General features: G+C 72.8%; 21 protein-coding genes. 9 read left to right on the top strand and 12 right to left on the bottom strand.

Annotated elements, in window-relative coordinates; genetic code table 11:
* Window positions 1-35: 35 nt before the first annotated feature.
* Window positions 36-1046, top strand: a complete 1011-nt coding sequence (gene sepH / locus AC4BGE_RS00195; RefSeq protein ID WP_490573995.1) for a septation protein SepH — start codon at window positions 36-38, stop codon at window positions 1044-1046.
* Between the two features lie 24 nt (window positions 1047-1070).
* Here sepH and AC4BGE_RS00200 read toward each other — a convergent pair whose 3' ends face one another.
* Together AC4BGE_RS00200 and AC4BGE_RS00205 are read right to left on the bottom strand one after the other, a co-directional pair.
* On the bottom strand, window positions 1071-1901 hold the full coding sequence (locus AC4BGE_RS00200; protein WP_490573996.1) for a sulfurtransferase: 831 nt from the start codon (window positions 1899-1901) through the stop codon (window positions 1071-1073).
* Entirely contained in the window at window positions 1898-2908 is a 1011-nt protein-coding gene (locus AC4BGE_RS00205; protein ID WP_490570109.1) for an aldo/keto reductase family protein, read from the bottom strand. Before AC4BGE_RS00205 ends, AC4BGE_RS00200 begins: the two co-directional genes overlap by 4 nt.
* Window positions 2909-2989: 81 nt before the next feature.
* On the opposite strand from AC4BGE_RS00205, the gene AC4BGE_RS00210 reads away from it, so the two are divergent.
* The gene (locus AC4BGE_RS00210) at window positions 2990-3643 is read left to right on the top strand and encodes a thymidine kinase (RefSeq protein ID WP_490570108.1); all 654 of its coding nucleotides are present in this window, start codon (window positions 2990-2992) and stop codon (window positions 3641-3643) included.
* Between the two features lie 24 nt (window positions 3644-3667).
* On the opposite strand, the gene AC4BGE_RS00215 is transcribed toward AC4BGE_RS00210, so the two are convergent.
* From AC4BGE_RS00215 to AC4BGE_RS00230, 4 genes are read right to left on the bottom strand one after another with little or no spacing between them, the layout of a single operon-like run.
* Window positions 3668-4789, bottom strand: coding sequence for an alkaline phosphatase family protein (locus AC4BGE_RS00215; RefSeq protein ID WP_490573997.1), 1122 nt, complete (start codon window positions 4787-4789; stop codon window positions 3668-3670).
* Window positions 4786-5385 carry a DUF5998 family protein gene (locus AC4BGE_RS00220; protein WP_490570106.1) on the bottom strand — a complete coding sequence of 200 codons (600 nt, stop codon included), beginning with the start codon at window positions 5383-5385 and terminating at the stop codon, window positions 4786-4788. Before AC4BGE_RS00220 ends, AC4BGE_RS00215 begins: the two co-directional genes overlap by 4 nt.
* 21 nt (window positions 5386-5406) lie before the next feature.
* Window positions 5407-6030, bottom strand: a complete 624-nt coding sequence (locus tag AC4BGE_RS00225; RefSeq protein ID WP_490573998.1) for a sulfotransferase family 2 domain-containing protein — start codon at window positions 6028-6030, stop codon at window positions 5407-5409.
* Window positions 6031-6070: 40 nt separating this feature from the next.
* The gene (locus AC4BGE_RS00230) at window positions 6071-8782 is read right to left on the bottom strand and encodes a bifunctional acetate--CoA ligase family protein/GNAT family N-acetyltransferase (RefSeq protein ID WP_490570104.1); all 2712 of its coding nucleotides are present in this window, start codon (window positions 8780-8782) and stop codon (window positions 6071-6073) included.
* Between the two features lie 78 nt (window positions 8783-8860).
* Between AC4BGE_RS00230 and AC4BGE_RS00235 the strand changes: the two genes are divergently transcribed.
* From AC4BGE_RS00235 to AC4BGE_RS00250, 4 genes are read left to right on the top strand one after another with little or no spacing between them, the layout of a single operon-like run.
* Window positions 8861-11332, top strand: a complete 2472-nt coding sequence (locus AC4BGE_RS00235; RefSeq protein WP_490573999.1) for a DNA gyrase/topoisomerase IV subunit A — start codon at window positions 8861-8863, stop codon at window positions 11330-11332.
* A gap of 46 nt (window positions 11333-11378) precedes the next feature.
* The gene (locus AC4BGE_RS00240; RefSeq protein WP_490574000.1) at window positions 11379-12143 is read left to right on the top strand and encodes an LppX_LprAFG lipoprotein; all 765 of its coding nucleotides are present in this window, start codon (window positions 11379-11381) and stop codon (window positions 12141-12143) included.
* Window positions 12140-13927, top strand: coding sequence for an MFS transporter (locus AC4BGE_RS00245; RefSeq protein ID WP_490574001.1), 1788 nt, complete (start codon window positions 12140-12142; stop codon window positions 13925-13927). The genes AC4BGE_RS00240 and AC4BGE_RS00245 overlap by 4 nt, the downstream gene beginning before the upstream one ends.
* A complete protein-coding gene (locus AC4BGE_RS00250; protein ID WP_490570100.1) occupies window positions 13924-14418 on the top strand; it encodes a beta-class carbonic anhydrase in 495 nt (164 codons plus the stop codon). The genes AC4BGE_RS00245 and AC4BGE_RS00250 overlap by 4 nt, the downstream gene beginning before the upstream one ends.
* An 81-nt stretch (window positions 14419-14499) precedes the next feature.
* Here the strand turns inward: AC4BGE_RS00250 and AC4BGE_RS00255 are convergent, their stop codons facing one another.
* Window positions 14500-16572 carry a DNA gyrase/topoisomerase IV subunit B gene (locus AC4BGE_RS00255; protein ID WP_490574002.1) on the bottom strand — a complete coding sequence of 691 codons (2073 nt, stop codon included), beginning with the start codon at window positions 16570-16572 and terminating at the stop codon, window positions 14500-14502.
* Window positions 16573-16813: 241 nt separating this feature from the next.
* Here AC4BGE_RS00255 and AC4BGE_RS00260 point away from each other — a divergent pair, with 241 nt between their 5' ends.
* Together AC4BGE_RS00260 and AC4BGE_RS00265 are read left to right on the top strand one after the other, a co-directional pair.
* Window positions 16814-17062, top strand: a complete 249-nt coding sequence (locus AC4BGE_RS00260) for a DUF7455 domain-containing protein (protein ID WP_490574003.1) — start codon at window positions 16814-16816, stop codon at window positions 17060-17062.
* Between the two features lie 70 nt (window positions 17063-17132).
* Window positions 17133-17609 (top strand): DUF456 domain-containing protein, encoded by a 477-nt coding sequence (locus tag AC4BGE_RS00265; RefSeq protein WP_490570097.1) that lies wholly within the window; start codon window positions 17133-17135, stop codon window positions 17607-17609.
* 28 nt (window positions 17610-17637) lie between these two features.
* Here the strand turns inward: AC4BGE_RS00265 and AC4BGE_RS00270 are convergent, their stop codons facing one another.
* The 5 genes from AC4BGE_RS00270 to AC4BGE_RS00290 all read right to left on the bottom strand — a co-directional run bounded on the left by AC4BGE_RS00270 (window position 17638) and on the right by AC4BGE_RS00290 (window position 21729).
* Window positions 17638-18828 carry an SGNH/GDSL hydrolase family protein gene (locus AC4BGE_RS00270; RefSeq protein WP_490574004.1) on the bottom strand — a complete coding sequence of 397 codons (1191 nt, stop codon included), beginning with the start codon at window positions 18826-18828 and terminating at the stop codon, window positions 17638-17640.
* A 64-nt stretch (window positions 18829-18892) separates the two neighbouring features.
* Entirely contained in the window at window positions 18893-20335 is a 1443-nt protein-coding gene (locus AC4BGE_RS00275) for an RNA polymerase sigma factor (RefSeq protein WP_490570095.1), read from the bottom strand.
* Window positions 20336-20460: 125 nt separating this feature from the next.
* On the bottom strand, window positions 20461-21030 hold the full coding sequence (locus AC4BGE_RS00280; protein ID WP_490574005.1) for an HhH-GPD-type base excision DNA repair protein: 570 nt from the start codon (window positions 21028-21030) through the stop codon (window positions 20461-20463).
* Between the two features lie 84 nt (window positions 21031-21114).
* Window positions 21115-21267: a hypothetical protein gene (locus AC4BGE_RS00285; RefSeq protein WP_490570092.1), complete on the bottom strand. Its 153-nt coding sequence runs from the start codon at window positions 21265-21267 to the stop codon at window positions 21115-21117.
* A gap of 63 nt (window positions 21268-21330) precedes the next feature.
* Window positions 21331-21729 (bottom strand): universal stress protein, encoded by a 399-nt coding sequence (locus AC4BGE_RS00290; protein ID WP_490570091.1) that lies wholly within the window; start codon window positions 21727-21729, stop codon window positions 21331-21333.
* A gap of 133 nt (window positions 21730-21862) precedes the next feature.
* Here AC4BGE_RS00290 and AC4BGE_RS00295 point away from each other — a divergent pair, with 133 nt between their 5' ends.
* On the top strand, window positions 21863-22339 hold the full coding sequence (locus AC4BGE_RS00295; protein ID WP_490574006.1) for a hypothetical protein: 477 nt from the start codon (window positions 21863-21865) through the stop codon (window positions 22337-22339).
* The last annotated feature ends 35 nt before the right edge of the window (window positions 22340-22374 follow it).

Below are 22374 nucleotides of genomic sequence, written 5' to 3' on the forward strand. Positions count from 1 at the left end.
CACCTCCGGGGCCCGACAGGGCAGGAGCAGGAGCAGTGCAGGCGAAGGCACACCTCACGCTCGTGGGACTCAGCGAGGACCGCAAGCGGTTGCTCCTGGTCAACGACGCGGGTGAGGAGTTCACCCTCGCTGCCGACGCCAAGCTCCGCGCAGCCCTGCGCGGAGAGGAACCCCGCCCCGGCCAGTTGGAGATTCGAATGGACAGCGCACTCCGCCCTCGTGACATCCAGGCCCGCATCCGGGCCGGGGAGACCCCCGAGGCCGTGGCCCAGGCCGCCAAGGCGACGGTGGAGAAGATCATGCCGTACGCCGCCCCCGTGCTGGCCGAGCGCGCACACGTCGCCGAGCGGGCCCAGCGCTCCTCGGTGCGGCGCCGCTCGTCGGAGGGGTCCGGCTCCCTCGGCGGCGGGCGGACGCTGGAGGAGACGGTGACGACCCACCTGCGCGGCGCCAACCTCGACCCGGGCTCGGTGGAGTGGGACGCCTTCCGGCGCGAGGACGGCCGGTGGACCCTCACCGGCGAGTTCAGCACGCCCGGCCGCCGCGGCACCGCCACCTTCACCTTCGACGTGCCCGGCAACTACGTGACCGTGGAGAACGACCACGCGCGGTGGCTGGTCGGCGAGGCCGGCCCCACGCCGGCGGCCGAGAGCCCCGCCCCGGCGGGCGCCGGGACCACCCGCCGCCGCCTCTCCGCCGTGCCGGCCGAGGAGCTGCCGCTGGGCGACGACGCCCTGGAGATGCTCGCGGGCACCGGCGCCGCCGCGCCGGCCGGGGCGCACGACGAGACCGCCGACCTGTCCGACAGCCTGCCGGTCGAGGCCTTCCTCGACAAGGAGCCCGCCGACCGCGCCGGCTCCCCGAGCACCACCCCGAAGGCAGACGACCAGGCACGTGAGCCCGCCGCGCCGCAGCCGGCGCAGACCCCGGCCGCCGAGGCGGACGAGCCGGCCGAGACGCCGCGCCGTCCGGTGCGCAAGAGCCGCGGGCGGGCCTCCGTCCCCAGCTGGGACGAGATCATGTTCGGCGGCGGCTCCGGCGACTGAGGCGCCCGCCGGCGTCCCGTGGGCTCAGCGGGCCACCGGACGCCGCGGATCGGTGACCCACCCGCTCCAGCTGCCCGGGTAGAGCGCCGCGCGCACCCCCGCGACCTCCATGGCCAGGACGTCGTGGGCGGCCGTCACCCCCGACCCGCAGTAGGCCGCGACGTCGGCTCCCGGCACGGCGCCGACCGCCGCGTAGAGGTCGGCGAGCTCGGCGACCGGCCGGAACCGCCCGTCCGCGCGGAGGTTGGCCTCGGTCGGCACGTTGGCGGCCCCCGGCACGTGCCCGGCCACGGGGTCCAGCGGCTCGACCTCACCGCGGTAGCGCTCCGGCGCCCGCGCGTCGACCAGGACGCCGACGGCAGGGACGTCGTCGGCCTCGACCCAGGGCATGCCGTCCGCCCGGGCGGCGAGGGTGAGGTCGCCGGGGGCGATCTCCTCCTCGCCGGCGACCAGCACCCCGCCCGAGGCACGCCAGGCGGCGAGACCGCCGTCGAGCACCCGGACGTCGCGGTGCCCGTGCAGGCGCAGCAGCCACCACGCCCTGGCCGCCGCGCGCCCCTGCCAGTCGTCGAGGACGACCACCGGGCGCTCGTCGCTGACCCCGCAGCGTCGCATGGCGTCGACGAAGTCGGCCGGAGCCGGCAGCGGGTGCCGCCCGCCCGGACCGGGCGGGGCGGCGAGGTCGCGGTCCAGGTCGACGAACGCCGCGCCCGGCAGGTGACCGGCCAGGTAGGCCTCCCGGCCCGTCTCCCCCGGCGGCGCCCCGGTGCGGTAGCGCACGTCGAGCACGGTCACGGCGCCTAGCAGCCCGGCCAGCTCCTCGGCGCTGACCAGCGGCCCGCCCGTCGCGGTCACGAGGGGCGCTGGGTCATGGTCTGCTTGGCCGTCAGGGACGGGTCGCGGACCACGACGTCGCCGAGCACCTCGTCGATGCGGGCCATCACCTCGTCAGGGAGGCGGACGCCGGCGGCGGCGACGTTCTCGTGCACCTGCTCGGGGCGCGAGGCACCCACCAACGCCGAGGCAACGTTGTCGTTCTGGAGGACCCAGGCCACCGCCAGCTGGGACATGGTCAGGTCCACCGACTCCGCGACCGGGCGCAGGCCCTGCACCGCCTCGAGGGTGCGCTCCTGCATGAAGCGGCCGATCATGTCGGCCCCGCCCTTCTCGTCGGTGGCCCGGGAGCCGGGCGGCGGGGCCTGACCGGGCAGGTACTTGCCGGTCAGGACGCCTTGGGCGATCGGGGACCAGACGATCTGGGAGACGCCGAGCTCGCGCGAGGCCGGGACCACCTCGTCCTCGATGACCCGCCAGAGCATGGAGTACTGGGGCTGGCTGGAGATCAGCTGGAAGCCCAGCTCGCGGGAGAGCTCGACCCCGGCCCGCAGCTGGTCGGCGGTCCACTCGCTGACCCCGATGTAGAGCGCCTTCCCGCTGCGCACGATGTCCGCGAAGGCCTGCATGGTCTCCTCGAGCGGGGTGAAGGCGTCGAAGCGGTGTGCCTGGTAGAGGTCGACGTAGTCGGTCTGCAGGCGTCGCAGCGACCCGTCGATCGACTCCATGACGTGCTTGCGGGAGAGGCCGCTGTCGTTGTGCCCCTTGGGCCCGGTCGGCCAGTAGACCTTGGTGAAGATCTCCAGCGACTCCCGCCGCTCCCCCTTCAGCGCCTCGCCCAGGACCGTCTCGGCCGCGGTGTTGGCGTAGACGTCGGCGGTGTCGAAGGTGGTGATGCCGACGTCGAGGGCGGCCCGCACGCACTGGGTCGCGACGTCGTTCTCCACCTGGGAACCGTGGGTGAGCCAGTTGCCGTAGGTGATCTCGGAGATCTTGAGCCCGCTGTTGCCGAGGTGTCGGAATTCCATGGGGCGACGCTAGCCGCACCCCCCAACCGACGGCGAGCCCGGCTGTCCGGCCGGCGGCGGTCCGTGGAAGGATCCTCGACCGTGGCCGAACTGCACTTCTTCACCGGGACCATGGACTCGGGCAAGAGCACCCTGGCGCTCCAGACCAACCACAACCACGCCACCCGGGGACGGGCCGGCAGGATCTTCACCGCCCACGACCGTGGCGGCCAGGCCGTGCTCTCCAGCCGCCTCGGGCTCACCCACGAGGCCCTCGAGGTCGACAGCGACTTCGACTTCTGGAAGTACGTCGTGGACACCCTGACTCGGGGCGGCCGGATCGACTACCTGATCTGCGACGAGGTGCAGTTCTACTCCCCCGAGCAGGTCGAGCAGCTGGCCAAGGTCGTCGACGAGCTCCAGATCGACGTCTTCGCCTTCGGCATCCTGACCGACTTCCGCACCGTGCTCTTCCCCGGCTCCGCGCGGATGGTGGAGCTGGCCGACCGGATGAACGTGCTCCAGGTCGAGGCGCTCTGCTGGTGCGGCAAGCGGGCCACGCACAACGCCCGGACCGAGAACGGCGCCATGGTGGTCGAGGGCGAGGTCGTGGTGGTGGGCGACGTGGAGGCGGCCGACGAGGCGCCGAGCGACGTCGCGTACGAGGTGCTGTGCCGCCAGCACCACCGGCGCCGCCTGACCGCGGCCCGGGCCAAGGCGGTCAGCCTGGCCCCCGAGCCGCTGCCCTTCGGCTGAGCGCGGCCGCGGGTCCCGCGCGGCTCACGCCAGCAGGATGGGGATCCGCATCTCGTCGTCGGTGAGCGACCCGTGCAGCCCGACGAGCTGGTGCTCGTAGGGGAAGTCGGCGGTGGAGACGATCGCGGCGTCGCCCCGGCAGGCCGCCACCACGTCGCCGATCCGGGGCAGCACGCCCGCGTCGACCGGACCGAACCAGCCCGCGGCCACCACCTCGTCGCGGGTCAGCACCTCGGCCCGGTCGCCCAGGACCTCGCGCCAGGTGGCGGCCACGTCGGCGACCGCCCCGCGGGCGCAGTAGACGTGGCGGAAGCGTGCCTCTCCCCCCAGCAGGGCGACGCCGGAGCGGAGCTCGAGGTGCTCGTCGACGTCGATCCGGGAGCCGGGCGGGCTGTCGACCATGCCGTGGTCGGCGATCACCAGCATCCGGGTGTGGGCCGGCAGCGCCTCGCGCATCTGCTCCGCCTCCGCGTCGACCATGGCGAGCTGCTGGAGCCACTGGGTGGAGGCCACCCCGAACTTGTGCCCGGTCCAGTCCAGGTCGGCGTCGTAGACGTAGGTGAGCGAGGGCTGCGCGGCCGAGGCCGCCTGGACGGCGGCGATCCGCTCCCCCACCCGGTCGGCGCCGACGTAGTCGGCGCCGCGGTGGGCGGCCACGGTGAGTCCGCTGGTGGCGAAGTCGCGCTTGTTGACCACCGTCACCGAGACCCCGGCGGCGGTGAGCCGGGAGAACGCCGTCGGGTGCGGCTGCCACTGCCGGGGGTCCACCCCCGACTCCCAGGCGAGCGCGTTGAGCAGCCGGTCGGTGCCGGGGATCCGGGAGGTGTAGCCGACCAGGCCGTGGGCGCCCGGTGGGAGGCCGGTGCCGAACGACGTCAGGCTGGTCGCCGTCGTCGAGGGGACCGTGGCCGACCCGGTGGCCCGGTCGTCGAGCAGCGAGGAGAGGAACGGCGCCGCGTGGGCGTAGCGGGAGAGCAGCCGCGCGCCCAGTCCGTCGATCAGGAACACCACGTAGGACGGGGCCGGCGGCAGGGTCATCGACCCCTCCTCCGTGAGCGGTGAGCCGAGGGCGCGGGCCACCGCGGGCACCACGTCGCTCAGGGTCCGCGATCCGTAGTCGGGTGCTCCGAAGGAGTCGGGGCTCATGCCCCGCGGGTCCGCGCCGAGAGCGCCTCGGCGAAGTCGAGCAGGCCGGTCACGGCGTCCCGGCCCTCGGCGGCCGCGGAGACGCGCAGCGAGAAGTCGTCGCCGGCCAGCACCCCGGTGTAGCCGTGGTCGGCGTCGCACTGCGGGTCGGCACAGGAGGCCGGCTCCAGGTCGATCCTGGAGACGCCGCCCCAGCCGATGGTGAGCACCGCCTCGGCGGCCGGCGCCGGCCCGGAGGTCGGGTTGGCGACCATCCGGGTCACCACCACCGAACGCACGGCCGACAGGGTGACCGCCTCCGTCGAGGTCGACGTGTGCGGCTCGGGGAGCAGGTCGTCGCCGGGGTGCTCGTCGGTGTGGGCCAGGATCAGCCGGCTGGGGGTGAGCACCGCCACGGTCAGGTGGCGACGTACCTCGTCGCGCTCGAAGGTCGGCTCGTGGTGCACGTAGAAGGCGACCACCTCCTCGCCCCCCAGGGCGGAGAAGACCCCGTCGATCACGACGTCGGGGTAGTAGCCGGTCCGTTCGACGGCCACCCGCAGGCGGCGGGCGTGGTCCTTCGCGTCCGTGGGGTGACCGGGGGTCCTGCTGCGCATGGGGGCAGTCTGTCATGCCCCTCAGAAGACGTAGCTGAAAGCCTCGAGGTCCGCGGCGAAGACCTCGGCGACCCGGTCCCGCATGACGGGGGTGTACTCGCTGCGGTAGTCGCGCGGCGGGGCGGCGTTGTCGCGGGGCACCCGCTCCGGCGTCGGCAGCCCCAGGTGCAGCATGACGCTGCGCACGTCGTCCTCGAAGGACTCGGTCCGCCCGACGAAGTCCGCCTCCCGGCCGGGCGCCCGCAGGTAGGTGACCTGGGGGGTGCGCAGCCGCGGCCAGTCGTCGGGCCCCCGCATCACGAACGCCTCGAAGTCGGGGTAGTCCCGGGCCACGCCGGCCATGAACCCCCCGCCCTCCAGGAAGCGGCGTGCCTTCGGCGACCCCTTCGCGGCCAGCTCGCGGAAGCGCTGCACCATCCCGTACCAGGAGACCAGCCGGGACCAGGGGTTGCGCACGAAGCCGACGGTCCAGTAGTCGACCAGGCCGGGCTCGGCCCGCAGCACCTGGGCCAGGCGCGCGTGCCGGGTCAGGCCGTCCAGGGTGCGCACGTCCGGGAGCAGCGGCCGGAGCAGGTGCTCGACGCTGACGCCGCCCGTCTTCTGCACGTGCACGAAGAGGAAGCGATGGGAGTCGGAGACCAGCACGGCCGCGATCCTAGTGCGAGGGCGCGCGGCGCCCGCGCGCTCAGTCCGGGAGCGTGTCGCCCGGCATCATGCTCAGCCGCCGCACGAACCAGTCCGAGCGGGGGTCGAGCACCGGTTCGATCCGGCAGGCGCCACCGAGCACCGAGCACCCGTCCCGGCCGGCCAGCACCAGCGGGAGGGAGAGCGAGCGGACCTGCGGCAGGTCGTGCTGGAGCTGGGCCACCCGGCGCACGATCCGCTCCACCTCCTCCACGTCGACGATCTCGCTCCCGCGGTAGCCGAAGAGCAGCGGCGAGGCCTTGATCTCCCGGACCATGTCCTGGGCGTCGTGCTCGGCCAGCGGCGGGATCCGGAAGGACCGGTCCTGGAGGAGCTCGGTCATCGGCCCGCCGACCCCGAAGGAGACCACCGGCCCGAAGAGGGGGTCCTCGATGCTGGCCACCGCCACCGGCACCCCGGGCGGCGCGTTGCGCTGCACCACGAACCCGGCGGACCCGGGGTCGGTGATCACCTCGTGCAGGGTGTTCCAGGCATCGGTCATCTCGGCGGCGGAGTCGATGTTGCGCCACACGTGGGCGAGGTCGGGACGGTCCCGCAGGTGGAGGGCCGTCGCCTTGAGCACCACGTCCCAGCCCAGCTGCTCCCCCGCCTCCAGCGCCGCCTCGAGGTCGGCGACCGGGTAGCTGCGCCACATCTCGATGCCGTAGGCGGCCAGCAGGTCGTGCAGCGACTCCTCGCCGAGGTCGTGGCCCTCGGGGTGCTCGGCCAGCAGCTCGCCGACCAGCTTCTTGGCGGCCGGGCGGTCGACCAGCTCGGCGTCCGCCGGCGGCTTGTCGGGGCTCCGCAGCCACATCGCGTACTCCACCACCCGGGCCAGCGCCCGGACGGCCGCCTCGACCGCCGGGTAGGACGGGACCGAGCCGCGGCCGGCGGTCGACCCGGCGACGTCCGGCACGCGCAGCAGCTCGGGCACCCCCTCCGCGCCCAGGAAGGTGGTGACCAGAGGCTTGTCGGACTGCTCGCCGATGGCGGCCAGCACGTTGGCCACGTCCTCGCCGGAGACGTTGAGCGGCGGGATGTAGATCGCCGCGACCGCGTCGACCTCCGGGTCGTCGATGGCCGCGTCGAGGGCGTCCTCGAAGTCCTCGGCGCCCGCGTCGGAGCCCAGGGCGACCTGCTTGTTGACCACCAGGCCCGCGCCGGCGGCGGCGTCGGCGGCGAGCAGCCCGAGCGCGTCGGAGTTGCCGACCACCGCCACCCGGCGGCCGCGGGGCAGGGGCTGGTGGGCGAGCAGCTGGGCGACGTCGAACATCTCCTCCAGGGTGTCGACCTGGATCACCCCGGCCTGCCGGAACATCGCGTCCACCGACTGGGAGGGCGCGGCGATCTTGCGCACGGCGTGGCCCATCGGCACACCCTGGGTGGTGCGGCCCGACCGGACCGCGATGATCGGCTTGCGCCGCGAGACGCGCCGCGCGATGCGCGAGAACTTCCGCGGGTTGCCGATCGACTCCAGGTACAGCAGGACCACCTCGGTGGAGTCGTCCTCCTCCCAGTACTGGAGCAGGTCGTTGCCCGAGACGTCGGCGCGGTTGCCCGCGCTCACGAAGGTGGTGAGGCCGAGCCCTCGGTTGTTGACCTTCTCCAGGATCGCCGAACCGAGCGCGCCGGACTGGCAGAAGAAGCCCGCGCGACCGCGCGGCGGCATCACCGAGGACAGGGAGGCGTTGAGGGAGACCTCGGGCGCGGTGTTGATCACGCCCAGGCAGTTGGGGCCGATCAGGCGCAGGCCGTAGGAGCGGGAGAGCCCGACGAGCTGTCGCTGCCGGTTGCGGCCCTCCTCCCCGGTCTCGGCGAACCCCGAGGAGATCACCACCAGGCCGTGGACGCCCTTGGCCGCGCAGTCCAGGACGACCTCCTGGACCGCCTCGGCGGGCACCGCCACGATGGCGACGTCGACCTCGTCGGGGATCTCGGTGACCGAGGCGTAGGTGGGGAGCCCGGAGACCGCGTCCGCCGTCGGGTTGACCGCGTAGACGCGCCCGGTGAAGTCGCCGAGCACCAGGTTGCGCACCAGGGCCTGGCCGATGGTGTCCTGGCGCCGGCTGGCGCCGATGACCGCGACCGAGCGCGGGTTGAAGAACTTCTCGATCGAGGCGGACTCGGCGCGGTGCTCGCGCTGCTCCATCACCCCGATGGCGGTGTCGGTCGGGTCGATGGAGAACTCCAGGCTCACCACGCCGTCGTCGTACTGGCTGGCCACCTGGTAGCCGGCGTCCTTGAACGTGCGGATCATCGGGTGGTTGTCGGGCAGGACCTCGGCCACGAACCGCTCGATGCCGCACTCGCGCCCCGCCTGGGCGAGGTGCTCGAGCAGCAGCTGGCCGATGCCGCGACCCTGGTGCTTGTCCTCCACCAGGAAGGCGACCTCGGCCTGGCCCGGCTCCACGGCGTCGTAGCGGCCGACCGCGATCATCTGGCCGCCCACCAGCAGCACGAACGCGACCCGGTCGCGGTAGTCGACCTGGGTGAAGCGCGCCACGTCGCGGTCGGAGAGCCGCGGCATGGGGGCGAAGAACCGGTAGTACTTCGACTGGTCGGAGACCCGGCTGTAGAACTCGACGAGCAGGTCGGCGTCGGAGGCCCTGATCGGGCGGATGTGCGCGGTCCGGCCGTCCCGGAGCAGGACGTCCGCCTCCCAGTGACGAGGTGGCTCGTAGGAGGTGGTGGTGGCGGAGTCCGCATCGGTCACGTGCTGAATCTAACGCGTCCCTGCGGCTCGGCGCGCCCTACCTCGGCAACCCGGACCAGGACCGGGAGAATGGCGGCCATGGCACGACGTGGCACGAAGCCCCCGATCCCCGACGATTTCGAGGAGCACATCCTCGACATCGACGTCGGCGACGAGATCAAGACCTCCTTCCTGGAGTACGCCTACTCCGTCATCTACTCCCGGGCCCTGCCCGACGCCCGCGACGGCCTCAAGCCGGTGCAGCGGCGCATCCTCTACACGATGGACGACATGTCCCTGCGCCCCGACCGCGGACACGTCAAGAGCGCCCGGGTGGTCGGCGAGGTGATGGGCAAGCTGCACCCCCACGGCGACACCGCCATCTACGACGCCCTGGTGCGGATGGCCCAACCGTGGTCGATGCGGCTGCCGATGGTCGACGGGCACGGCAACTTCGGCTCCCCCGACGACTCCCCCGCCGCGATGCGCTACACCGAGTGCCGGATGGCCCCGGCGGCCGTCGCGATGACCCGCTCCCTGGACGAGGACACGGTCGACTTCAAGGCCAACTACGACTCCCGCGAGCTCGAGCCCACCGTCCTGCCCTCGGCCATCCCCAACCTGTTGGTCAACGGCGCCACCGGCATCGCGGTCGGGATGGCCACCAACATCCCCCCGCACAACCTCGTCGAGGTCGTCCAGGGCCTCCAGCACCTGCTCAAGCACCCCAAGGCGGAGCTGGAGGACCTGATGCGGCTCATCCCCGGGCCCGACCTGCCCACCGGGGGCAAGATCGTCGGCCTCGACGGCGTGCGCGACGCCTACGCCGCCGGCCGCGGCAGCTTCAAGATGCGGGCCACCGCTCGGATCGAGGCGGTGACCCCGCGCAAGAAGGGCATCGTCGTCACCGAGCTGCCCTACGGCGTCGGCACCGAGCGCGTCGTCGAGCGGATCAAGGTGCTGGTCCAGTCCAAGAAGATCCAGGGCATCTCCGACATCAAGGACCTCACCGACCGGACCAACGGGCTGCGCCTGGTCATCGAGGTCAAGAACGGCTTCGTGCCCGAGGCGCTGCTCGAGCAGCTCTACAAGATGACCCCCCTGGAGGAGTCCTTCGGGATCAACGCCGTCGCCCTGGTCGACGGGCAGCCGCGCACCCTGGGGCTCAAGGAGATGCTCGAGGTCTTCCTGGCCCACCGCCTCGACGTGGTGCGGCGCCGCTCGACGTTCCGTCGCGGCAAGGCCGCGGACCGTCTCCACCTGGTGGAGGGCCTGCTCCTGGCCATCCTCGACATCGACGAGGTGATCCAGCTGATCCGCGGCAGCGACAACGCCGCCGCGGCCAAGGAGCGCCTGATGTCGGTCTTCGACCTGACCACCATCCAGGCCGAGTACATCCTCGACATGCCCCTGCGCCGGCTCACCAAGTTCTCCAAGCTGGAGCTGGACAAGGAGCGGACCGAGCTGGAGGAGCAGATCGAGGAGCTCGACGCGATCCTCAACGACGAGGCCCGCCTGCGCGCGGTCGTCTCCGAGGAGCTCGCCGAGGTCGCCAAGACCTTCGGCACCCCCCGACGCACGGTCCTGCTCGCCTCGGCCGGCACCGCGGTCACGGCCGGCACCGCCTCCCTGGAGGTGGCCGACGACCCCTGCTTCGCCTTCCTCTCCTCCAGCGGCCTGCTGGCCCGCTCCTCGACCGACGAGCTCCCCGGCGAGGGCGGCGGGCGGGCCAACCACGACGTCGTCGTCTCCGCGGTCCGGACCACGGTCCGGGGTGAGGTCGGGGTGCTGACCTCGCGGGGCCGGCTGGTGCGCACCCAGGTCCTCGACATGCCCCAGCTGCCGCCGTCGGCCAACGACCCCAACCTGCAGGGCGGGCTGCCGCTCACCGAGGTCCTCCAGCTGGAGGCCGGGGAGCGCGCCCTGGCGCTGGCCCCGCTGACCGGGGAGGGACCCGGGCTCGCCCTGGGCACCGCGCTAGGCGTCGTCAAGCGGGTCAACCCCGAGGTCCTGGCGCGCGACGAGTGGGAGGTGATCTCCCTCAAGGACGGCGACGAGGTGGTCGGGGCCGTGCCGCTGGCCACCGGCGAGGAGGAGCTGTGCTTCATCACCTCCGACGCGCAGCTGCTGCACTTCTCCGCCGACGGGGTCCGTCCTCAGGGCCGCTCCGGGGGCGGGATCGCCGGCATCCGGCTGAACGCCGGGGCGAAGGTCGTCTGGTTCGGTGCGCTGCAGGGCGAGGACGCCGTGGTCTTCACCGCCTCCGGGGCCTCCACCGCGCTCCCGGGCACCGAGCCGGGCGCCTGGAAGCTCACCCCGTTCACCGAGTACCCGGCCAAGGGCCGCGCCACCGGCGGGGTGCGCTGCCACCGCTTCCTCCGGGGCGAGGACACCCTGGTGCTGGCCTGGGCGGGGCCGGCGCCGGCCCGCGCGGCCGCTGCCAGCGGCGCGCCCGTCAAGCTGCCCGCGGCCGACGGCAGGCGGGACGGCTCGGGGGTCCCCGGCAGCATCCCGGTCGTCGCCGTGGCGTCGCCGGTGGCCCGGCAGCTGGGGGTCGCCGAGGATGGGTGAGCGCGTGGCGGCGCTCCCGTGGGGGCGGCTGTGTCACCCTGCCCCCATGACTGCCTCGCACACCGCTCCCCTGCACGCCCCGGCCCGGGGCCGCCGCACCCGGCGGGCCCGCCCCGGGCTCCGGCGAACGGCCCTGGCCGCCCTGTTCCTGGCTCCCGCCGCCGCGCTGTCCGCGTGCAGCTCCGACGAGCCGGCCGACGAGCGGGACGTCGAGGAGGCGCTGGCGACGGCGAGCGACCGGCTGGTGGAGACGCCTGGCCTCCACCTCGACCTCACCACCGACGACCTGCCCGACGGGGTCACCGGCATCACCAGCGCCACGGGGGTGGCGACCGACGCACCCGCCTTCGAGGGCGACCTGGGCATCCGGCTGGCCGGCAGCGTCTTCAGCGTCCCGGTGGTGGCGGTCGACGACATCGTCTGGGCCCAGGTCCCGCTGGCGCCGGGCTGGTCCGACGTCGACCCGGCGGAGTACGGCGCTCCCGACCCGTCGCGGCTGATCAGCCCCGACCAGGGCTTCGCCACCCTCCTGCAGGAGGTGCAGGACCCTCAGCAGGGTGACCAGGAGCGCGGCGGCGTCGACAACGCCGAGGTGCTCACCAGCTACACCGGGACCATCGACGGCGCGGTGATGGAGAACGTGATCCCCAGCAGCGCCGGAGACACCTTCGAGGCCGTCTTCCTCCTCACCGAGGACGACGAGCTGCGCCGCGCCGAGCTCACCGGCGTCTTCTACCCCGACACCGAGGAGATGACCTACACCGTCGACCTGACGGACTACGGCACCACCAAGGAGATCGTCGCCCCGTGACGTCCCGGGTCGATCGCGCCCAGCGGGCGCTGCTGTGGCTGGCCGCGGGCGCGGTGGCCTTCGCCGCCGCCGACACCTACGTGGTCGTGCTCGCGCTGCCCGACATGATGGGCAGTGCCGGCATCCCGGTGGACCAGCTCCAGCGTGCCGCGCCCATCGTCTCGGGGTTCCTGCTCGGCTACGTGGCCATGCTGCCGCTGATCGGCCGGATCGCGGACCTCCGGGGCCGGGTCCCGGTGCTGGTGGCCTCCCTGGTGCTGTTCGCGCTGGGCTCCCTGGTCACCACCCTCGCCTACGACATGCCCTCGATGGTGGTGGGCCGCTTCCTCCAGGGGGTCGGCGGCGGCGGCCTCGTCCCGGCGACGCTCGCCCTGGTGGCCGACCTGTATCCCGAGGAGCGGCGCGGCGTCCCGCTGGGCATCGTCTCCGCGGTCCAGGAGGTCGGCTCGGTCCTGGGGCCGCTGCTGGGCGCCGTCGTGCTCGCCCTGGCCGACTGGCGCGCCATCTTCGCCCTCAACCTGGCCGTGGGGTTGCTGCTCGCCGCCGGGATCCGCGCCCTGGCCGCCCGGGCCCCGCGCCTGCTCGACGACCGCTCTCGCGACCTCCTGGCCTCCCCCGGCGGCCCGCGGCGTGACCTGCCGGGCGCCGCCCTGGCGCTGCTGGTGCTCCTCGCCGGCGCGCTCACCTTCCTGCGGCCCCCGCCGATCCTGCGCGACCTGCGCTGGGGCGAGCTCTTCGTCCCCTTCGTCACCGGCAGCCGCTGGCTCACCCCGGTGGGCGTGCTGACCATGGTGGCCGCGGCGGCCCTGGTCGCCCGCCTGCTCACCGCGCGTCGTCCCCTGGTCGACGTCCGCTCCTGGGGGCGTGCGCTGCGCGAGGCCGACCTGACCGGCGCCGCGCTGCTCTCCGTGGCGCTCGGCGGGGTCGTCCTCGCCTTCGCCACCGCGGACCCCAAGGTGGAGGTCTTCTCCGACCAGGGGGTCTGGTACCTGGCCGGCGCCGCCCTGGGAACGGCCGGGCTGCTGCTCCACCTGCGCCGCGCCGCCGACCCGATCGTGCCGCGCGGTGCGCTGCGCCGGACGCCGGCCTGGGGCGCGATGCTGGTCAGCCTCTTCGTGGGGGCCGCCCTGATCGCGGCGCTGATCGACATCCCCCTCTTCGCCCGGACCACCATCTACGGCGACTCCCAGCTGATGGCCGCCCTGGTGCTGGTCAGGTTCCTGGTGGCCCTCCCGGTGGGCGCGGTGCTCGGCGGCTTCCTCACCCGGCGCTGGGGCTCCGGCCCGACCGCCGCGCTCGGCATGGTCCTGGCCGCCGGCGCCTTCCTCGCGATGTCGACGTGGGGCATCGACGCCCTGGAGCACTGGCACGCCAGCGTGCCGCTGGTCGTCGGCGGGCTGGGCTTCGGGCTGGCCCTGGCTCCGGTCAACGCGGCCGTGCTGGCCTTCACCGACCCGGGCGTGCACGGGCTCAGCAGCGCCCTGGTGGTGGTGGCCCGGATGGTCGGGATGCTGGTGGGGATCTCGGCTCTCACCACGCTCGGCCTGCGCCGCTACTACGCCGAGCAGGCCGACGTCCCGCCGGTCCGGGAGGTCTGCGGCGGCCCCTCCCGGTGTACGGAGTTCACCCTGCTGCTGAAGGAGGCGGGGATCGCCCAGGAGCAGACCGTCTTCGCCGGCGCCGCGGCCTGCGCCCTCCTGGCGGCCGTGCTGGCCCTGGTGCTGCTGCGGGCGGCGGGCCCGGCCAGGACGCCGGTGGTGCGTGGGCTAGATTTTTCCTCGTGACCGACTTCGACGACCTGCTGGCAGCCAACCAGGCCTTCGCGGCCGACTTCGACCTCGGCGGATTCGACGGGCGGGCCCATGCCGGCGTCGCCATCGTGACCTGCATGGACTCGCGCATCGACCCGCTGGCGATGCTGGGCCTCAAGCACGGCGACGCCAAGATCTTCCGCAACCCGGGCGGCCGGGTCACCCCCCAGGCCCTCGAGGCGCTGGTGCTGGGCGCCCACCTGCTCGGGGTCGAGCGCGTCCTGGTGGTGCCGCACACCCGCTGCGCGATGACCACCGCCAGCGAGGAGGAGCTGCAGGAGCGGATCGGCTCCGCCCTCGGCGAGGACGCCACCTGGCAGTCGTTCGGCGTGGTCGACGACCAGGTCGCCCGCCTGCGCCAGGACGTGCGCAAGGTGCGCTCGCACCCGCTGATCCCCAGCACCGTGCTGGTCGGCGGCTTCGTCTACGACGTCGACACCGGCCTGATGCGCCAGGTCGACTGACCCGAGCCGCCCACGGGCCGGGCGCCCACGCGGATCCTCATCCTCGGGCGCCCGCCCTCGGCTGGGAGCCGACCCGGCGCCTCAGGCGTCCAGCGTCTCCAGGTCGACCTCGTAGGCCCCCTGGACGATGAACTCCTTGCGGGGGGCCACCTCCGAGCCCATCAGGAGCTCGAAGACCGACGCGGCATCGCCGGCGTCGTCGACCGTGAGCCGCCGCAGCGTCCGCCGGCGGGGATCCATGGTGGTCTCCTCCAGCTGGTCCGCGTCCATCTCTCCGAGGCCCTTGTAGCGCTGCACCGGGTCCTTCCAGCGCACGTTCTTCTTCTTCAGCTCTGCCAGCTTCCGCTGGAGCTCGTCGTCGGAGTAGGTGTAGACGTACTTGTCCATGCCCTTCTTGGGGTTCGTCAGCTCGATGCGGTGCAGCGGTGGGACCGCGGTGTAGACGCGACCCGCGGCCAGCAGGTCGGGCATGTACTTGAAGAAGAGGGTGGCGAGCAGGCAGCGGATGTGGGCGCCGTCCGAGTCGGCGTCGGCCATGAAGATGATCCGCCCGTAGCGGGCCGCCTCGAGGTCGAAGGTGCGCCCCGACCCCGCCCCGACCACCTGGATGATCGAGGCGCACTCGGTGTTCTTGAGCATGTCGCCGACCGAGGCCTTCTGCACGTTGAGGATCTTGCCGCGGATCGGGAGCAGCGCCTGGAACTCCGAGTCGCGGGCGAGCTTGGCGGTGCCCAGCGCCGAGTCGCCCTCCACGATGAAGAGCTCGGAGCGCTCGTTGTCCGTGGTGCGGCAGTCGACCAGCTTGGCGGGCAGCGCCGAGGACTCCAGCGCGTTCTTGCGCCGCTGGGTCTCCTTGTGCTGACGGGCCGCGATCCGGGTCTTGGAGGCGTTGCCCACCTTCTCCATGACCAGCTTGGCCTGCGCCTTCTCGCCCCGCTTGCTGGAGGTCAGGAACTTCTTCAGCTCCCCGGCGACCACCTTGCGCACGATGGTCCGGGCCGCGGGCGTGCCGAGGATCTCCTTGGTCTGGCCCTCGAACTGGGGCTCGGCCAGGCGCACCGTCACCACCGCGGTCAGACCCTCCAGGACGTCGTCCTTGATGACGTCCTGGTCGCCGACCTTGAGCACCTTGGTCGACTTCATCACCTCGTTGAACGTCTTGGTGACCGCCTGCTCGAACCCGCTCACGTGGGTGCCGCCCTTCGGGGTGGCGATCACGTTGACGTAGGAGCGCAGGGTGGTGTCGTAGTCCATGCTCCAGCGCAGCGCCACGTCGACGCCGAGCTCGCGCTCGATCTCCTGGGGGGTCATGTGACCCTTCTCGTCCAGCAGCGGCACCGTCTCGGTGAAGCTGCCGGAGCCCTGGAGGCGCAGCACGTCGGTGACCGGCTCCCCGGAGGAGAGGAACTCCGCGAACTCCGAGATGCCGCCGTCGTGGCGGAAGGTCTCCACCACCGGCTCCTCGCCCCGCAGGTCGCGGATCACCAGCTCGAGGCCGGGCACGATGTAGGAGGTCTGACGGGCGCGGGTGACCAGCTCGTCGAAGACGAAGGTGGCGTCGCGGGTGAAGATCTGCCGGTCGGGCCAGAAGCGCACCCGGGTCCCGCTGCGCCCCTTGGCCACCCGGCGCCCCTTGCGGGTCAGCCCGGAGCGCGGGGTGAACTCGGCGTCGGGCGCGTCGGTCTCGAAGACCCCGGGCGTCCCGCGGCGGAAGCTGATCCCCTGCTGGGCCGGGGTCCGGTCGACGTCGATGTCCATCCGCGACGACAGCGCGTTGACCACCGACAGCCCGACCCCGTGCAGGCCTCCGGTGGCGACGTAGGAGCCGCCGCCGAACTTCCCGCCGGCGTGCAGCTTGGTGGCCACGACCTCGACGCCGGGCAGACCGGTCTTGGGCTCCTTGTCGGTCGGGATCCCGCGGCCGTCGTCGATCACCTCCGCGGAGCCGTCAGCCAGCAGCGTCACCTCGACCCGCTGGGCCGCCCCGGCCAGGGCCTCGTCCACGCCGTTGTCGATCACCTCCCACAGGCAGTGCATCAGGCCCTTGGTGTCGGTCGAGCCGATGTACATGCCGGGCCGCTTGCGCACCGCCTCCAGTCCTTCGAGGACGAGGAGGTGCGCTGCGTTGTAGGAGGTGTCCGTCGGTGCTGCCACGGGAGGAGAATCTACCCGCGACACGCCAGCGATCAGCCGCGGCACGCCTGCACCCCCGCCGCCGTCTGCGGGTCTAGCGTGGCGGCACACCCGCGGCGGGGAGCGGGCGGGGAACAAGAACGGCCCACCAAGGGTTGGGCATAATCGAAAACGGGTAGAGACCCGCATGGTTGGATAGTGGTTCGTCGACCTGACATCCCGGGGAATCTTTGCCGGACCAAGTACGTTGGGCCAGACACCGATGGAGAGAAACGAGGCCGATGTGACTACTGCAATTGCCCCCACACCCGCCCTCACGGCGGCGGATCGTTGCGACCGTTGCGGAGCGCAGGCCTACCTCCGGGTGGAGCTCCAGAGCGGCGGCGAGCTGCTCTTCTGCGCGCACCACGCCCGCGAGCACGGTGACAAGCTCCGCCAGGTGGCTGTCGCCGTCGTCGATGAGACCCACAAGCTCGGCACCCCCGGCTCGACCTCCGGGTCAGACGCCTGAGGCATCCCTGCTCCACACGGCCCCGGACCTCCCGGTCCGGGGCCGTCGACGTCTGCGCTGAGGTCGACCGGTGAGCGCGGCGACCCTGGTCACGGGGCTCGTCCTGGCGATCGGCCTGGTGGGCATCCTGGTGCCGGTCCTGCCCGGCACCCTGCTGGTCCTGCTGGGGATCGCGGGATGGGCCTGGTACGTCGGCACCGCGACCGCGTGGACGGTCCTGGCCGCCGCCGTCGCCCTGCTGGCCGTGGGCGCGGTGGTCAAGTACGTGGTGCCCGGGCGGCGCCTGCGCGACGCAGGCATCCCCGCCTCGACGCTGTGGGCCGGCGGGGCTTTCGCGGTGGCCGGCTTCTTCGTGGTGCCGGTCGTCGGCCTGCTGCTCGGCTTCGTGCTGGGCGTGCGCCTTGCCGAGCAGCGCCGGCTGGGCGGGGTGGCCGCCCGGCGCTCCACGGGTCACGCGCTGAGGGCGGTGCTGCTCAGCGTCGTCGTGGAGCTCGCTGCGGCGATGCTGGCCACGCTGGCCTGGGTCGCCGGCGTGCTCCTGGGCTGAGTCCCGCCCGGCCCCCGGCCCGGCGGGATCAGTCCGGAGGCGTCAGGAGGTCGGCGTAGATCGACGCCATCCGCTCGGTCCCCTCCTGGCTCGGGTGGAGGGGGAGGCTCTCCTCCAGCATCAGGTCCTCGCTGGTGGAGCCGTCCTTGGCGAGCACGGGCCAGTGCGCGGCCAGGTCGAAGACGCCCACCCGGTCCGGGTAGAGGGCGGCGACCTCCTGCCGGGCCCGGCGGACCTCCTGCCAGGCGACGCTGTCCCAGGTGCCGGCCTCGTAGCCGTCGACGATCAGCACCACCGCCCGCGGGGCGGAGGCCAGGGCGCGCTCCACCACGATCTGGAGGTCCTGGCGGTAGAGCGGGTCGGGGTTCGTCCCGAGGTTGATCAGCACGAGCCGGGGGTCCAGGGCCGCCACCTCGCGCCAGTGGCCTCGTGCCGTCTCCAGGGTGACGAAGTGCTGGGTCCCGGCTCCGGAGTGCGATCCGTCGTAGACGTGGATGCCGGAGTGGGCGTCGGGGTCGAGGAACTCCACGCCGTTGTGGACGAGGTCGCCTGTCGGGCCCACGCTCTGCACCTCCACGACGTGCTCCCCCGCCCCCAGGTCGGCGGACTCCCACCAGAGGCCGGCCTCGGGCGCCGCAACGGCGGAGCTGATCGTCCCCCCCGCGTCCGACCCGTCGCTCAGTGAGCCCTGCGCCGTGACGTCGACCCCGTCGACCAGCACCCTCCCCTGCCCCCCGGCGACGCCCGTGGTGCCGTACCAGACCCGCACCCGGCGCGCCTCGAGCGCGGGATAGCGCAGCGTCGCGGTGGGCGGCATGAAGAGGCTCCGTCCACCCAGGCCCCAGGCATCGAACAGGTGCTCGTGGGAGGGCGCCCCACCCCGCACCGCGTCGTCCTGGGTGACGGAGTCGACGTAGAAGGCGGGCAGGTAGCCGGCGGCTCCGGGGGCGTCCAGGCGCTCGCGCAGCTCGTCCTGGAGGAGGCCGACCAGTCGGGTGCGGTGGACCGGGGGCGTCATCCAGATCCCCTCAGAGATCGAGTCGCCGACGACCACGACGCGCGCGGGCGCCTCGTCGCGCTCCCGGACGGCCTCGTACCAGGGGCGCAGCAGCGCCCGCAGCTCGGGGTCCGAGCTCCCTTCGGGCTCCTCACCCACCGAGCCGGCCCACCAGGCCAGGGCACCCGCGAGGACCAGCGCCAGCAGGGCGGCGCCCGCCAAGCGGCCCCTCCGGCCGCGCCCCCACCGGATCCCGCCCATCAGTCATCGCCGACCCGGCTCGACCTCAGTCGAGGTAGTCGCGCAGGACCTGGGAGCGGCTGGGGTGGCGCAGCTTGGACATCGTCTTGGACTCGATCTGGCGGATCCGCTCGCGGGTGACGCCGTAGACCTTGCCGATCTCGTCGAGTGTCTTCGGCTGCCCGTCGGTGAGACCGAACCGCATGCTCACCACGCCCGCCTCGCGCTCGGAGAGGGTGTCCAGGACGGCGTGCAGCTGCTCCTGGAGGAGGGTGAACGAGACGGCGTCCGCGGGGACGATCGCCTCGGAGTCCTCGATCAGGTCACCGAACTCCGAGTCGCCGTCCTCGCCGAGCGGGGTGTGCAGCGAGATCGGCTCCCGGCCGTACTTCTGGACCTCGATGACCTTCTCCGGGGTCATGTCGAGCTCCTTGGCCAGCTCCTCCGGGGTGGGCTCGCGGCCCAGGTCCTGGAGCATCTGACGCTGCACGCGCGCGAGCTTGTTGATGACCTCGACCATGTGGACCGGGATCCGGATGGTCCGGGCCTGGTCGGCCATCGCGCGGGTGATGGCCTGGCGGATCCACCAGGTCGCGTAGGTCGAGAACTTGTAGCCCTTGGTGTAGTCGAACTTCTCCACCGCGCGGATCAGACCCAGGTTGCCCTCCTGGATCAGGTCGAGGAAGAGCATGCCGCGGCCGGTGTAGCGCTTGGCCAGGGAGACCACGAGACGCAGGTTGGCCTCGAGCAGGTGGTTCTTGGCGCGGCGGCCGTCCTCGGCGATCCACTCGAACTCCTCGAGCGTCTTGGCGCTGAGCTTGCCGCCCTTGGCCAGCTTCTCCTCGGAGAAGAGGCCCGCCTCGATCCGCTTGGCGAGCTCGACCTCCATCTCCGCGTTGAGGAGGGGGACCTTGCCGATCTGCTTGAGGTAGTCCTTGACCGGGTCCGCGGTCGCACCGGCGACCATGACCTGCTGCTCGGGCTCGTCGGTGTCGTCGGCGGCGGAGACGACGAAGGCCTGCTTCTCGTCCTCCTTGATCGTCGGGTCGACGACGACGTCCTTCTCGAACTGCTCGTCGGGGATGTCGGGGAGGACCTTCTTGCCGTCCGCGCCGATCACCGGCTCGCCGACGGGGCCGGGGGCCGCCGTCTTGGCCGCACGCTTGGCGGGCGCGGCCCGCTTCGCCGGGGTCGCCTTGACCGCGCCGCTCTTGGCGGCCTTGGCCGTGGTCGTCTTGCGCGGGGTCCCCGCGGCGGCGGTGCGCGACGTCGACTGCGCGCTGATGTCGACCGTGATCCCCTGCCCGCTCAGGTGGGTGAGGAGCGCCTTGAGGTGGCGCGGCTCGACCAGAGCGGCGTCACTGGCCTGACGCACCTGGTCCGGGGTCACCGTGCCGGTGGCCGCACCTGTCTTGATGAGGGACACGACGGCCGGGTGCGACAGCACCTCGGCGGGGAGCAGCTTGCGTGCGTTCGAAGACACGAACACCTCTCGTCACGGAAAAGGGGCGCGGCAAGGCCCGCTTACGTCAAGGCCGCGTCCAACATTCTGCCATGCCCCCGGTGACGGGTCGGCGCCCCACTCCCGGCGGACGTCTTCTTCCGGTCCCGTCGCTACGCGCCGGAGGCCTTCGCCGCGGCCTTGGCGGCCTGCTTGTACTCCCTCACCTTGAGCAGACTGTCGGCGTCGACCACGTCGGCCACGGATCGGTAGCCCTCCAGCGCGTAGTCACCCGCCGCGGCCTCCCAGCCCTCGGGGCGCACGCCCATCTGCTTGGCAAGAAGAGCCACGAAGATCTGGGCCTTCTGCTTGCCGAACCCCGGCAGGGCCATCACCCGCCTGAGGAGGTCCTTGCCGTCGGTCGCCTCGTTCCAGAGCCGGGTGACGTCGCCCCCGTACTGCTCCTCCACGATCGTCGCGATGCCGTGGAGCTTGGCAGCCATCGACCCGGGGAAACGGTGCACCGCCGGCGGCTGCGAGCAGACAGCCTTGAAGTCGTCGGGGTCCATCGACGCGATCTGGGCCGTGTCCAGCGCTCCGAGCCTGTCGAGCAGCTTGGCGCCTCCACGGAACGCGTGCTCCATCCCGTACTGCTGGTCCAGCGCCATGCCGACCAGCACGGCGAACGGGTACTCGTCCAGGACGCGGTCTGCTTCAGGCTCGTTGGCGATCTGGAAACCCATGCCCCCAGCCTACGATGCGGTGACGTCGCCTCGGCGTCGCGGAGGCGGTCAGGGTCGACGTGGCGTCGCCCGGAGGACGCCGCCTCAGAACTGGGGATGGTCGAAGTTGTTCGACCAGGCCTGCGTCTCGTTGCTGCTGTCCGAGCGAGGCCTGCCCTTGGCTCCGCACAGCCACAACGTCAGGTTCAGCCCGATGACGAACGCGGCGAAGCACACGATGACCGCCCATGTGGGCATGGGACATCCCCTCCCTGTGGTGGGACCGGGGCGGAGGGGCGGAGCCCTCGCACCCCGGGGGGCTCAGGCCTTGACCGCCATCACCGGGCAGTGCGCGTCGAGCAGGATGCGCTGCGCGTTGCTGCCCAGGATCAGCTTGCCGACCGGCGTGCGCTTGCGCAGCCCGATCACGATCAGGTCGGCCTTGTTGGCCTCGGCGAGGCTGATCAGGTCCTCGGACGGCTCGAAGCCGCGGACCATCTGGCGGACGTCGTAGTCGATGCCCGCCTCGTCGAGCCGCTGCTGGACCGACTCGATCTCGCGGGAGGTGCGCTGGGCCGCCTCACCGTCGTACTCGGCACCGCCCCGGTGCGAGTTCACGACGACGAGCTTGGCCCCCCGCAGCCGGGCCTCCTCGATGGCCTTGGCCAGCGCCGCCTCCCCCTCCGGCTTGGCGACATATCCCACGACCACGGTCGGCATCAGCGACTACCTCTTTCCCAGGTTCGAGTGCCGCCGGGCGGCGGCACGCGAGCACCGTACCCAATCCGCGGGGCCTTGGGGAGGCTGTGGAGAAACGACATCGCCGGGCCCGCGGCTGGGGCAGGGTGGCGCCGTGGTCCCCTCACCCACTCCCTCGCGCCCGGGCCCAGCCGTCGGCGGCGAGCCCGCTGCTCCGTCGCGCGACCTCCAGGGGCGACTGCGCGCCGCGGTGCTGGCGCACAAGACCGCCGCCCCGCGCGGCCACCTGACACCCGTGCTGCGGGCGGGCCTGCCCGGCTGCCCCGACGACGAGAGGGCGTGGGTGTTCCGGCCGCTCCCGGCCGACCCGCTCGACCACGACAGCCGCGTCGAGGTGGCGGTCGCCCTGGCCAACCGCGCGCTGCTGCTGGTGCCGGAGCCGCTGCTGTGGCTCGCGCGCTCGGGTGAGCTGGAGCCGGCGCCGTGCGACCTGGAGTGGCAGGCGGCGGGCAGCGAGGCGTGGCACGAGCTCGGCCTGCGGCCCGGCTTCGTGGTGCTCACCCGGCACGGCTGGCGCCACCACCCCAGCGGCGCGGAACGGACCTGGCGCCGGCTTCGCCGCCGCAGCTGAGCGGCGGCCCGACCAAGGGCTGGGCGGGTCGGGTC

Source organism: Nocardioides sp. Z50_6 (assembly GCF_058215755.1).